The organism is Nonomuraea sp. NPDC050227 (assembly GCF_044459705.1).
In the GTDB taxonomy this organism is placed as follows: Bacteria; Actinomycetota; Actinomycetes; order Streptosporangiales; family Streptosporangiaceae; genus Nonomuraea.
The window spans coordinates 323,179-335,230 of sequence record NZ_JBITJF010000006.1; the positions used below are offsets into that span (position 1 = coordinate 323,179).

10 protein-coding genes are annotated in these 12,052 nt (G+C 70.5%); 4 read left to right on the forward strand and 6 right to left on the reverse strand.

The annotated features are described in order from the left end of the window. Window positions 1–44 precede the first annotated feature (44 nt). Entirely contained in the window at window positions 45–1,265 is a 1,221-nt protein-coding gene (locus ACIBK9_RS24995) for a glycosyltransferase (RefSeq protein WP_387676865.1), read from the reverse strand. A gap of 160 nt (window positions 1,266–1,425) precedes the next feature. On the opposite strand from ACIBK9_RS24995, the gene ACIBK9_RS25000 reads away from it, so the two are divergent. Beyond that, complete coding sequence (locus ACIBK9_RS25000; RefSeq protein WP_387676862.1) at window positions 1,426–2,913, forward strand: hypothetical protein; 1,488 nt, start codon at window positions 1,426–1,428, stop codon at window positions 2,911–2,913. Here the strand turns inward: ACIBK9_RS25000 and ACIBK9_RS25005 are convergent. Both ACIBK9_RS25005 and rsmI read right to left on the reverse strand, forming a co-directional pair. Then, window positions 2,849–4,426 (reverse strand): dolichyl-phosphate-mannose--protein mannosyltransferase, encoded by a 1,578-nt coding sequence (locus ACIBK9_RS25005; protein WP_397161448.1) that lies wholly within the window; start codon window positions 4,424–4,426, stop codon window positions 2,849–2,851. The genes ACIBK9_RS25000 and ACIBK9_RS25005 overlap by 65 nt on opposite strands. A 5-nt stretch (window positions 4,427–4,431) precedes the next feature. Then, entirely contained in the window at window positions 4,432–5,274 is an 843-nt protein-coding gene (gene rsmI / locus ACIBK9_RS25010) for a 16S rRNA (cytidine(1402)-2'-O)-methyltransferase (protein ID WP_397161450.1), read from the reverse strand. 79 nt (window positions 5,275–5,353) lie between these two features. Between rsmI and ACIBK9_RS25015 the strand changes: the two genes are divergently transcribed. After that, complete coding sequence (locus tag ACIBK9_RS25015) at window positions 5,354–6,985, forward strand: dolichyl-phosphate-mannose--protein mannosyltransferase (protein ID WP_397161452.1); 1,632 nt, start codon at window positions 5,354–5,356, stop codon at window positions 6,983–6,985. A gap of 112 nt (window positions 6,986–7,097) precedes the next feature. Further along, window positions 7,098–8,297: a hypothetical protein gene (locus ACIBK9_RS25020; protein WP_358300844.1), complete on the forward strand. Its 1,200-nt coding sequence runs from the start codon at window positions 7,098–7,100 to the stop codon at window positions 8,295–8,297. On the opposite strand, the gene ACIBK9_RS25025 is transcribed toward ACIBK9_RS25020, so the two are convergent. Next, on the reverse strand, window positions 8,284–8,682 hold the full coding sequence (locus tag ACIBK9_RS25025) for a MerR family transcriptional regulator (protein WP_352326258.1): 399 nt from the start codon (window positions 8,680–8,682) through the stop codon (window positions 8,284–8,286). The two genes, ACIBK9_RS25020 and ACIBK9_RS25025, sit on opposite strands and share 14 nt — an antisense overlap. Window positions 8,683–8,773: 91 nt before the next feature. On the opposite strand from ACIBK9_RS25025, the gene ACIBK9_RS25030 reads away from it, so the two are divergent. Further along, a complete protein-coding gene (locus tag ACIBK9_RS25030; protein WP_364341228.1) occupies window positions 8,774–9,715 on the forward strand; it encodes a DUF5996 family protein in 942 nt (313 codons plus the stop codon). 214 nt (window positions 9,716–9,929) lie between these two features. Here ACIBK9_RS25030 and ACIBK9_RS25035 read toward each other — a convergent pair whose 3' ends face one another. Continuing rightward, entirely contained in the window at window positions 9,930–11,348 is a 1,419-nt protein-coding gene (locus ACIBK9_RS25035) for an MFS transporter (protein ID WP_397161455.1), read from the reverse strand. Further along, complete coding sequence (locus tag ACIBK9_RS25040) at window positions 11,345–12,001, reverse strand: TetR/AcrR family transcriptional regulator (RefSeq protein ID WP_387676845.1); 657 nt, start codon at window positions 11,999–12,001, stop codon at window positions 11,345–11,347. Before ACIBK9_RS25040 ends, ACIBK9_RS25035 begins: the two co-directional genes overlap by 4 nt. Window positions 12,002–12,052 lie beyond the last annotated feature (51 nt).

The window sequence follows — 12,052 nt, forward strand, 5'->3', positions numbered from 1 at the left end:
CCGGCACGTGGCCGGCGCCGGCTCCCACCGGGACGCGGAGGACCCTAGCGCTTGGACTTCTCCAGGGAGACCGCCTCAGCGGCCTCCTCGGCCGCCTTGGCGGCCACGTCGATCGAGCTCTCCTTGGTACGGCGGATGCCGAGGATGCTGATGAACAGCGAGGCGAAGATCGTCTGGAAGCTCATGACGAGCGCCGTGGCGGCCGGGACGACCATGCGCAGCGACTCGCGCGGGTCGAGCGCGCCGAAGCTGCGCACCTGCCAGTGGACCAGCGACATCACCAGGCCGACCAGACCGGCCAGCGCCAGCAGGCCGCCGACCACGAGGCCCTTCTCCAGCGTCACGATGTCGATGATCTTCCGGATCCGCCGCGACTCGGGCAGGAAGCCCTCCTCGGCCGCGTAGACCTTCGTGAACACCGCGAACAGCGCCGCCTGGAAGCCGATCACGACCAGCGCCGACGACCCGACCAGGGTGTCGACGTCGAAGGCCAGCTCGCCGATCTCCACCGGCCCGAACGTCAGCGCCGTGCCCGCGATCAGGCCGAGGACCATCAGGAACACGCCGGGGTAGAAGAACAGCCACTTGGGGCTGTAGAGCAGCAGGAAGCGCAGGTGGCGCCAGCCGTCGCGCCAGGAGCGCAGGTGCGGCGGGCGCGAACGGCCGTCGGGCGAGAGCGTGGTGGGCACCTCGCGCACGTCGAGGCCGGACAGCGTGGAGCGGACGACCATCTCGGAGGCGAACTCCATGCCCCCGGTCTGGAGGTGGAGGCGCAGGATCGAGTCGCGCCGGAAGCCACGCAGGCCGCAGTGGAAGTCGCCGATGGCCGACGGGAAGAACAGCCGGCCGATGAACGACAGCACCGGGTTGCCCAGGTAGCGGTGGAGCGGGGGCATGGCCCCGGGGGCGATGCCGCCCTTGAACCGGTTGCCCATCACGAGGTCGGCGCCGTCGCGGAGCTGCTCGACGAACGGGAGCAACGAGGTGAAGTCGTAGGAGTCGTCGGCGTCGCCCATGATCACGTACTTGCCGCGGGCGGCGCGGATGCCGCCCATGAGGGCGTTGCCGTAGCCCTTCTCGTCGACGTGGACGACACGGGCACCGGCATCACGCGCGAGCTGCTGCGAGCCGTCCGTGCTGCCGTTGTCGGCGATCAGGACTTCCCCTTCGATTCCGTGCTCCTCCATGCACGCCAATGCCTTGCGCACACAGACTTCCACGGTCTCCGCCTCGTTGAGGCAGGGCATGACCACCGTCAGTTCCACGTCTCAACCCTTCAGTAATAAGGCTCTTCCAGTGAACCATCATGCCCTGTGCCCGGCGTGCTCGGGTCAAGACCTAAAAACGACTGGCATTCTTTACAGCATGGTGAGCGTCGCGGAGATTACCCCTGTGGACCACTCCGCTCCTGGCCGGGCAGCTCGCGTGCTGTCCCTCGTGCGCCGTCATCGCGTGTTCGCCGTGGCCTTCGGCGTCGGCGCCGTGCTGCGGCTGATCACCATGCTCGGTTACGGCCCGGCGATGTGGTTCAACGACTCCTACGAGTACGTCAACGTGGCGCTGCACCCCAGGCCCCACCCGATCAGGCCCGACGGCTACAGCTTCTGGCTGATGCTGCTCAAGCCGTTCCACAGCTTCACGCTCGCCATCTTCACGCAACACCTGATGGGCCTGGCCGCGGCCGCGCTCATCTACGCCCTGCTGCGCTGCAAGTTCGCGCTGCCCAAGTGGGCGGCCACGCTCGCGGCGGCGCCGGTGCTGTTCGACGCCTACCAGATCCAGCTTGAGCAGATGGTCATGTCCGACACGCTGTTCACGCTGCTGGTCGTGGGCGTGGTGACGCTGGTGCTGTGGAAGCGGCGGCTGTCGTGGCGGGCCGGGATCGTGGTCGGGCTGCTGCTCGCGCTGACCTGGCTGACCCGGTCGATCGGCATGCCGATCCTCGGGCTCGTGGTGCTCTACCTGATCGTCCAGCGCACGGGGTGGCGGCCCATCGTGGCGGTCATCGCGGCGTGCGCGGTTCCCGTTCTTAGCTATATGGGTTGGTTTTCGACAAATTACGGCAAATTCGCCATGACCAACAGCGACGGGCTCATCCTCTACATGCGTACCGCGATCTTCGCCGACTGCAACGAGATGAAGATCGACAAGTACAAGGAGGTGCAGCTTCTCCTGTTGTGCATCAACGACCCGGTCAACCAGCGCAAAGACTACGCACAGTGGTATCTGTGGGGCCAGGGCAACGGCGACGGCACGGGCACCGGCGAGGTCCTCCACCGGTGGGGCATCAACAAGAAGTTCAGCGGCATCACCAACGACGCGGCCAGCGCGTTCGCGACGCGGGCGATCCTGTCCCAGCCGGGCGACTACCTGAAGGTGGTCGCACGCGACTTCTTCCGCTCCTTCCACTGGGGACGGCCGCGCTTCCCGGACGAGTCGACGTACAACATGTACCAGTTCAAGCCCTATTACGAGGTGGACGACACCGGGCGGCCCAAGCGCCTGCCGAAGTGGTCCTCCTACGGGGGCGGCCACACCGACACCGACGCGTTCAGCTACGAGCAGGGCCCGCCCGAGACCAGGATCGTCCACCCGTGGGCGGACATCATGAGCGGCTACCAGAAGATCTTCTACCTGCGCGGCATCATGCTCGGCGGCATCATGCTGATCGGCCTGTACGGCATCGTCGTCCGCTGGCGCAGGTTCGGCGGCCCGGTGGCGCTGCCCTGGCTGGGGGCGTTCGGGCTGTTGCTGGCCCCGGCGGCGACGGCCGAGTTCGACTACCGCTACGTGCTGCCGGCCGTCCCGCTGGCCTGCATCGCGGCGGCCATCACGCTGCGCAAGGGCGTCACTTGGGGGCGGCGGTCACCCAAGAGCGCATCAGCATCCGAGCCCACCACTGTGTCTGCGTGAGCGTCTCGGCCGTGAGCACCGGCTGCAGCCACCAGAAGTTGATCAGCACGATCATCGCGAACGCGCCCGCGAACGCCGCCCCGACGGCCCTGCGCGTGGGCGGCGCGTCGGCCCGGCCGAGCACGAGCCCGGCCATCAGCACGACCGCCAGCACCATGAACGGCACCACCGGCAGCATGTAGAACAGGTACATCGTGCGGTCGTCGGCCAGGGCGTAGTAGAACCAGGGCAGCCAGCCCATCGCGTACGCCAGCAGCACCGCCCCGGCCCGCCAGTCGCGGCTCCTGGCGTACAGGACGGCCGTGCCCGCCAGCGCGAGCAGCGCGCCGAACCACAGGGCGGGGGTGCCGGTCCCGTGGATCGCCTGCGCGCACGCGGAGGCCCCGCACGCCGACGGCGGCACGTCGGCGGGGTAGTAGAACGACACCGGGCGGACGAGCAGCGGCCACGTCCAGGGGTCGGACATGTACTGGTGGTACTCGTGCACCCCGCTGTGGAAGGTGAAGACCTGCCACTGGTACTGGACCCATGAGCGCATGGAGTCGAACAGGAAGAAGAAGGGGCCGGAGGAGGTGGCCTGGTCCCAGTTGCGGCCGTAGCCGTTGGCGGAGGCGAACCAGCCGGTCCAGGTGGCCATGTAGGCCACGAAGGGGATGACGGTGAAGGACAGCAGGGCGTGGGGGAGGTCCTTGTTCCAGGCTCCGGCGTAGGGGCGTTTGAGTCCGATGGCCCGGCGGGCGCCGAAGTCCCACATGAGGGACATGATGGCGAAGGCGACGGCGAAGGCGAGTCCGGACCATTTGACGGACATGGCGAAGGCGAGGCAGACGCCGGCGGCCAGGCGCCAGGGCCGGGCGCCGAGCCAGGGGCCATGGGGTGAGACGGGTGAGTTCTCGTACCAGGCGACCAGCCGTTCGCGGGCGCGGTCACGGTCGACCACCAGGCAGGCGAAGGCCGCCAGCACCCAGAACATCAGGAACACGTCGAGCAGCGCCGTGCGGGACAGCACCAGATGCAGGCCGTCGAGCGCGAGCAGCAGCCCCGCCAGGCAACCCAGCAGCGTCGAACGGGTCATCCGGCGCGCCACGCGGGCCAGCACGAGGATCGACAACGTGCCGACCAGCGCCGCCGCGAACCGCCAGCCGAACGGGTTCATCCCGAACAGCCACTCACCGGCGCCGATCATCCACTTGCCCAGCGGCGGATGCGCGACGAACGAGGCGCAGTCGGACGACTGGGGGCACTGGCGGAAGATGTCCAGGTTCCCGGCGATGAGCCGCCGGTCGGCGATCGGGTTCTTGGCGTCGCCCAGCATGGCGCGCTCGACGCCGTACCTGAGCAGGGACCAGGCGTCCTTGGCGTAGTAGGTCTCGTCGAAGACCACGGCCTTCGGCTCACCGAGGCGGACGAACCGCAGCAACCCGCCGAAGAGGGCGACCAGCAGCGGCCCCGCCCACCCTAAGAGGGGCCGCCCCTGGAACGGCGGGACCAGCCGTCGTGCCGTCTCCCCCATGTCGATCACCCTATGCGTTTGTGCACCAGGTCATAAAGTTCGCGTCTCGGCACGCCCGCGCCCTTGGCCACGTCGGCGATGGCGATCTTCCGCTGCTCGCCCTCCGCCACGCGGCGGTCGACCTCGGCGACCAGCTCGTCCATGTCGGGCTCGCCCGCCCCCGGCACGCGGCCCGCGACGACCACGGTGATCTCGCCCTTGACGCCGCCCGCGGCCCACTCGGCCAGCTCGCCGAGACTGCCGCGGCGCACCTCCTCGTACGTCTTGGTCAGCTCGCGGCAGACGGCGGCGGGCCGGTCGGCCCCGAACGCCTCCGCCATCGCGCCCAGCGACTCGGCCAGCCGGTGGGGGGCCTCGAAGAAGACCATCGTCCGCTCCTCGGCCGCCAGCGCGGACAGCCGCCGCGCCCGGTCGCCGGTCTTGCGCGGCGGGAAGCCCTCGAAGCAGAACCTGTCGCTGGCCAGCCCCGACACGGCGAGGGCCGTGGTGACGGCGCTCGGCCCCGGCAGCGCGGTCACCGTGATGCCCGCCTCGACCGCCAGGTGGGTCAGGCGGTAGCCGGGGTCGGACACCCCGGGCATCCCGGCGTCGGTGATGACCACGACCGTACGGCCCTGTCTCAGCGCCTCGACCAGCTCCTGGGCGCGGCCCGCCTCGTTCTGGTCGTAGTAGGACACCACCCGGCCGCTGATCTCCACGCCCAGCTCGGTGGCGAGCCTGCGCAGCCGTCTGGTGTCCTCGGCGGCCACCACGTCGGCGTCGGCGAGCACCTCCCGCAGCCGCGGCGAGACGTCACCCGCCTGACCGATGGGGGCTCCGGCCAGCACCAACCTGCCTTCTCCAGTCACCCGACCATTGTGGCAGGGCATACCAATTAGACCGTGATTCTTGCAGTACCTAACGGCTTGGGGCCCGTACGATGTCCGAATGGCGGTGACCGATTCCCCGTACCAGGCCTACGACAACCCGGAGGTCGGCGAGAGTCAATCGCAGACGCGGTCCCTGCGTGACCGGGTGATCCCCCCCATGCGTGGCAGCGTCCTGTGGGGGTGGGTCGGCCCGCTGCTGGTCACGCTCTTCGGCGGCATCCTGCGCTTCGTCAACCTGGGCCACCCGCGGGCCGTGGTCTTCGACGAGACCTACTACATGAAGGACGCCTTCTCCCTGATCAACTGGGGCGTCGAGCGCGTCACGATCAAGGACGCGGACAAGGCGATCCTGGCCGGGAAGACCGACATCTGGCAGTCGTGCACGCAGGAGACGCTCGACAAGTGCGCCTCGTACGTGGTGCACCCGCCGCTCGGCAAGTGGATGATCGGCGCCGGTGAGTGGCTGTTCGGGCTCAACCCGTTCGGCTGGCGGTTCGCCGCGGCGCTGATCGGCACGTTGTCGATCCTCGTGCTGGCCCGCGTGGCGCGCCGGATGACCCGCTCCACGCTGCTCGGCTGCTTCGCCGGGCTGCTGCTGGCCCTCGACGGCCTGCACTACGTGCTCTCGCGCACGGCACTGCTCGACGTGTTCCTGATGTTCTGGGTGCTGGCGGCCTTCGCCTGCCTGGTGGTCGACCGCGACCGCGCCCGCGAGCGACTGGTCGCCTGGTACGAGAACTCACCCGTCTCACCCCACGGCCCCTGGCTCGGCGCCCGGCCCTGGCGCCTGGCCGCCGGCGTCTGCCTCGCCTTCGCCATGTCCGTCAAATGGTCCGGACTCGCCTTCGCCGTCGCCTTCGCCATCATGTCCCTCATGTGGGACTTCGGCGCCCGCCGAGCCATCGGACTCAAACGCCCCTACGCCGGAGCCTGGAACAAAGACCTCCCCCACGCCCTGCTCTCCTTCACCGTCATCCCCTTCGTGGCCTACATGGCCACCTGGACCGGCTGGTTCGCCTCCGCCAACGGCTACGGCCGCAACTGGGACCAGGCCACCTCCTCCGGCCCCTTCTTCTTCCTGTTCGACTCCATGCGCTCATGGATCCAGTACCAGTGGCAGGTCTTCTCCTTCCACAACGGGCTGGAGACGTCCCATCCGTACATGTCGGAGCCGTGGCAGTGGCCGCTGCTGCTGCGTCCGGTGGCCTTCTTCTACGAGGGCAAGCAGAACGTGTGCGGGGCCAAGGACTGCTCGGAGGCGGTGCTCGGCGTGGGCACGCCGGTGATCTGGTTCGGCGCGCTGGCCGCGCTGGTGGCCCTGATCGCCTGGTACGTCTCCTCGCGCGACTGGCGGGCCGGGGCGGTGCTGCTGGCGTACGCGATGGGCTGGCTGCCCTGGTTCTACTTCGCCATCTCCGAGAACCGCACGATGTTCCTGTTCTACGCGATCCCCATGGTGCCGTTCATGATCCTGGCGCTGACGTTGTGCGCCGGGTTGCTCATCGGGCCCGCCACGCCGACGGAGAGCGGGGCCATGCCGATGCGCCGCACGCTGGGGGCCGCGGTGGTCGGCGCGTACGCGCTGCTGGCACTGATCAACTTCTGGTGGTTGCACCCGATCCTGTCCGCCGAAGTGATCCCGTACACCGAGTGGAAGGCCCGGATGTTGTTCGACAAACGATGGATCTGACCCGGTCACTGTAGGTAAACATCGGTTTCGTAGGGTAGTCGCTGTGCAAGACCCAATACGCACCGCATTCGGTCATCGTCATAGCTGGGTGCGATACGGCAAACTTCGAGGCATGAGTGCACCGGATGTCACCGCCCTTCTCGCCGAGTTGGAGCGATCTCAGCCGGACCTGGCCGAGGAGGCCAGGACCGCCGTCGAATGGTTGACGGGTGGGGAACCGCTGGAGACGGTGACCCAGCTCGACGTCTGCGAGTTCCTCTGGTACACGCTTCCGATCAAGGTGGGCCCGCTCCGGCCCGGAGGCGACCACGAACGCCTGTCCCGCTCACTGGCACGGCTGCTGCAACTCGGCGGCATGGAACGTTACGCCGCCCTGTGCGTGTCCCCCACCACCGCGCAGATCCTGCGCACCTACGCCCAGGAGGGCGAGGACGCCGGCACCAGCGCCTACCAGAAGGCCCTGGAGGCCACGGGCGTGCTCCCGCCCGACGTGCCCGAGCTGCAGTGGAGCATGATCATGGGCCCGGAGGAGCTGGGCGCGCACGTGGCCTGCTCCGCGGCGCTCGAACTGGCGATCGTCGCCGGCGACGACGTCGACCGCGGCGCGCTCACCCGCCGCTGGCTCACCGAGCCCCGCGCCGAGCTGGGCGGCGACAGCTGGCTCAACCGCGTGCACGGCGAACGGCTCAACCGCTGGGTGCTCGGCCGCGGCCCGGCCAGGCGGGAGCTGGCGCAGCCGTTCGAGGTGCGCCTGCACGCGCCGGTCACGCCGCAACCCCTGCCAGCCCTGCGCAAGCTGCTGTCCCTGGCCGCCTCCGAGGGCAGCCTGCCGCTCCGGCTGGCCCCCTCGCCCGCGGCGCTGCGGCTGCGTGAGCTGGCCGAGCGCGAGCTCGGCGCGATCAGCCGCGACGGCGCCCGGCTGGCCATCACCGACTACGGCCGGCACCTGCTGGGCTCGCCGGAGGCCATGTGGGAGGCGGTCACCCGGCTGCTGCTGGCCAGGGGCGAGCACGAGTTCGAGGTCTCGGCCCGCGAGGCCACGCTCATGCTGCTGGCCGACGGCGTCCTGATGTCCCCCGCCCAGCTGCGCGAACGGGTGGCCGAGGTGGTGGGCGGCGAGGGCTGGCACCCGGCCACGAGCCTCGACGACGTCACCGCGCCGGTCGCCGACCTGGTCTCCCAGCTCACCGCGCTGGGCCTGGCCTACAGCGACGACCTGGTCGTCCGGATGGACCGGCCCGGCCAGTACGCGGCCCTGGCCGCGCTGCGCGCCCACGCCCTGCGCCCGCGCAAGTACGTCAGCTCTGGCTGACCGCCTTGACGGCCTGCTTGAACTCGGGGCACTCGACCAGCGGGTCGTGCTCGCACACGGCCGCGTGGCGCAGGCTGTCGCGCAGCCGGGTGAGCTGCCGCACCCGCTGGTCGACCTCGCGTTCCTTGGCGGCCATGCGCTCGCGCAGCCGCGTGTCCGCCGGCCGGGCGCGCAGGAACTCGGCGATCTCCGACAGCGTGAACCCGGCGTCGCGGGCGCAGGTGATCAGCGCCAGCCGGTCGAGCGTCTCGGGCAGGTAGACGCGGCGCAGGCCGTTGCGGCCCTCGGCCTCGATGAGCCCCTTGCGCTCGTAGAAGCGCAGCGCGGACGCGGCCAGCCCGGTACGCCTGGCCACCTCGCCAATGTCGATCAACGTGTCCCGCATGCCCCGGCTCCTCGACTTGAACCACCCTTCAAGCCGGATATTAGCGGAGACCCCCTGAAGAATGGTTACGCAGCGTAGTTACGATGGACACATGGAGCTCTTTCCGGCCATGCCACTCGAAGAGTGGGCCGACACCAAGGAGACCTTCCACCGCTTCGCGCAGATCGTCGGGAAAATCCGGCTGACGGTGAGTAACCGGCGTAACCATTGGTGGCAGGTGCCGTTCCATCTGACCGGGCGCGGCCTGACGACGCGTCCCATGGGCGGGCTCGGCGAGCAGCCGCTGTTCTGCGTGGACTTCGACCTCGTCCGCCACCGCCTGGTGATCGACGTGCTGGACGGCCGCAGCGCGGAGTTCAGCATGATCGGGCTGTCGGTGGCCGCGTTCCAGTCCCGGCTCTTCCAGACGCTGGCCGACCTGGGGATCCGGCCGGAGATCTGGGCGGTGCCGTACGACCTGGACGACGAGACGCCGTTCGCCGAGGACACCCGCCACGCGCACTACGACCCGGTCCTGATCAACCGCTACTGGCGGATCCTGTCGCAGGTGGCGCAGTTGCTCGACCGGTTCGCCGCGGACTTCGGCGGCAAGGTCAGCCCGGTGCACCACTTCTGGCACACGTTCGACATCGCGGTCACCCTCTTCACCGGACGCCCGGCCGACGTGCCGGAGGAGGCCGACCCGGTCACCCGCGAGGCGTACAGCCGGGAGGTGATCAGCGCCGGGTTCTGGTTCGGCGACAAGGAACGGCCCTGGCCGGCGTTCTACTCCTACACCGCGCCGGAGCCGAAGGGGCTGGAACGGGAGCCGCTGCTGCCCGAGCAGGCCGAGTGGCTGCCCGCGCGCGGCAGCCATCTGGCCGTGCTGCGCTACGACGACGTGCGCGCCATGGGCGATCCGGTGGCGAGCGTGCTGGAGTTCCTGCAGAGCGCCTACCAGGCCGGGGCCAAGCTGACCCACCTGGACGTCGAGGAGCTGGCCTGCCCCGGCGGCATCACCGACCCGTACTACGTGAAGAACCGCCCGGCCTGAACGACGCGAAAGCCCGCCCTCCGGAGAGGGCAGGCTTTCACGTGTGCGTGTACCGGTGTGCAGGTCGCCTCTCGGCGAAAGGCACAACGCGGCTCCAGCCGAACGGTAGTCCGCGAAGGCAATAGGTGAGGCCCGGGGACACTGGACACACCGGCCACGGTCTATGTAACGGGGGTTCCCCCAGGAACATTCCCCGCGTTCCCCCCGATTCCCCTCAGGTCCGGACGGCGGCCGGCTGCCGGGCCGGCAGCCCGTTCTCGCGGACCAGCAGCAGGACGGCGAAGGCCAGCAGGCCCGCGACACCGCCGGTCCAGGCCACGGTGGAGCCCACGGCCGCCGCACTGACCTGCGCGCCGATGAGCGACTGGGCGCAGGCCAGGCCGAAGGAGCCGCCGAGCTGCTTCGACAACGCCGAACCCGCGGTGGCCGCGCCCATGTCGGCGTGCGGGACGCTGCCCTGCGTGGCGATGGTGAGCCCGCCCATGGCCGGGCCCGTGCCGAGCCCCACGAGCAGCAGCCAGACCCCGACCAGGTACGGCGAGGTGCCCGGCCCGAGCGCGGCGAAGGCGAGCGTGCCGGCGCTGACCAGCGCGGCCCCGGTCAGCAGCACCGGCCTGGTGCGGCCCGACCGCAGCACGAGGACGGCCGTCAGCCGGTTCCCGGCGATCATGCCCACCAGCATCGGGAGCAGCAGCAGGCCGGACACCGTGGCCGAGTAGGCGCGTACGTGCTGGAGGTACAGCGGCAGCAGCACGCCCGCGGGCAGCCCCGCCACCTGGAAGAAGAACCCGCCCGCGAGCAGCGCCGCGTACGTGCGGCGGCGCATCAGCCGCGGCGGCAGCACCGGCGTGTCCGCCCGCCGCTCGACGGGGACGAGCGCGACCAGCAGCGCCACCCCGCCGAGCAGCGAGCCGAGCACGGCAGGGTCGCTCCAGCCGCGGCCGGTGTTGCCCTTGAGGCTCAGGCCGATCAGCACCAGCGACAGGCCCGCGGTGAGCAGCGCGATCCCGGCCGCGTCGAGCCTGCCCGAGGTGCGCGGCGGACGCCGGTCGGGCAGCAGCAGCGCGATCAGCGCGGCCGCGAGCGCCCCGGCGGGCAGGTTGACCAGGAACGCCCAGCGCCAGCCCGCGTGGTCGGCCAGCAGGCCCCCGAGCAGCGGCCCGCCGACCATGCCGACGATCATCATGGCGGCCAGCAGGGTCTGCATGCGGATCAGGCCCTCGCTCCGGTGCGGCGGATGGAGGTCGCGGATCAGGGCCATGCCCAGGGTGAGCAGCGCCCCCGCGCCGATCCCCTGGACGGCCCTGCTGACGATCAGGACCTCCATCGAGCCGGCGAGCCCGCAGGCCAGGGAGCCGGCCAGGAAGATCGCGAGGCCGGAGAGGAGGAGGCGGCGGCGGCCGTACAGGTCGGAGAAGCGGCCGTAGATCGGGACGCTCACCGACGAGGTGAGCAGGTAGGCGGTGATCAGCCAGACGTACCAGGAGGTGGTGCCGCCGACCTGCGCGACGATGCGCGGGAGCGCGGTGCCGACGACGGTGCCGTCGAGCATGCCCAGGAAGGCGCAGCCGAGTAAGGCGAAGGTGACCGCCGTGCGGCGGCGGGGCGCGAGGTCCTCGTAGAGGTCGGTCAAGGGCGTTCGCCCGCCCCGAGCGCGCCGTTCAGGAACAGGTCCACCAGCTCTTCCGAGCCCAGCGGGGACGGGCCGCGGCCGGCCGCCATCACCAGGAACTGGAACGCCTCGGCCAGGCGCTCGGGGGCCAGCCTGAGCCGGTCGCGCTCGGGCTCGAACAGCCCGGCCAGGGCCTCGCGGGAGGCCGCCATCGACTCCTCCCGCCCGGACCCGGGCCGCCCGCCCCCTTCGGCGGCGCGGGGCTCGCCTCCCGGTGCCGGACGGGCCTCGCCTCCGGGTGCGGGGCGGCGCAGGCCGCCCGTGGTGGCGAGGGCGCCCGCGACCGCGCCCATCCTGGCCAGGTAGCCGCGCAGCGCCTCGGCGGCCTCCACCAGCCGGTCGGCCAGCGGCAGGTCGAGGGAGATCGCGGACACGTGGGCGAGGGTGTCGTCGGGGCGCAGCGCCTCGGCCATGCAGGCGGCGAGCAGCGCCTCCTTGTCGCCGAAGGCGCGGAAGATCGTGCCCTCGCCGATGCCGGCCGCGCGGGCGACCTGGGCGGTGGTCACGGAGGTGCCGTACTCCACCACCAGGGGGAGGGCGGCCTTCACGATCATCTCGCGGCGTCGTTCCGGGCTCATCGCCGGCGCTCTCCGCCGGCTCGTCTCGTTCGTCATGCTGACGACAGTACGGAGTGAGTACTCACTCCGTCAAGGGCACGTGCGTCG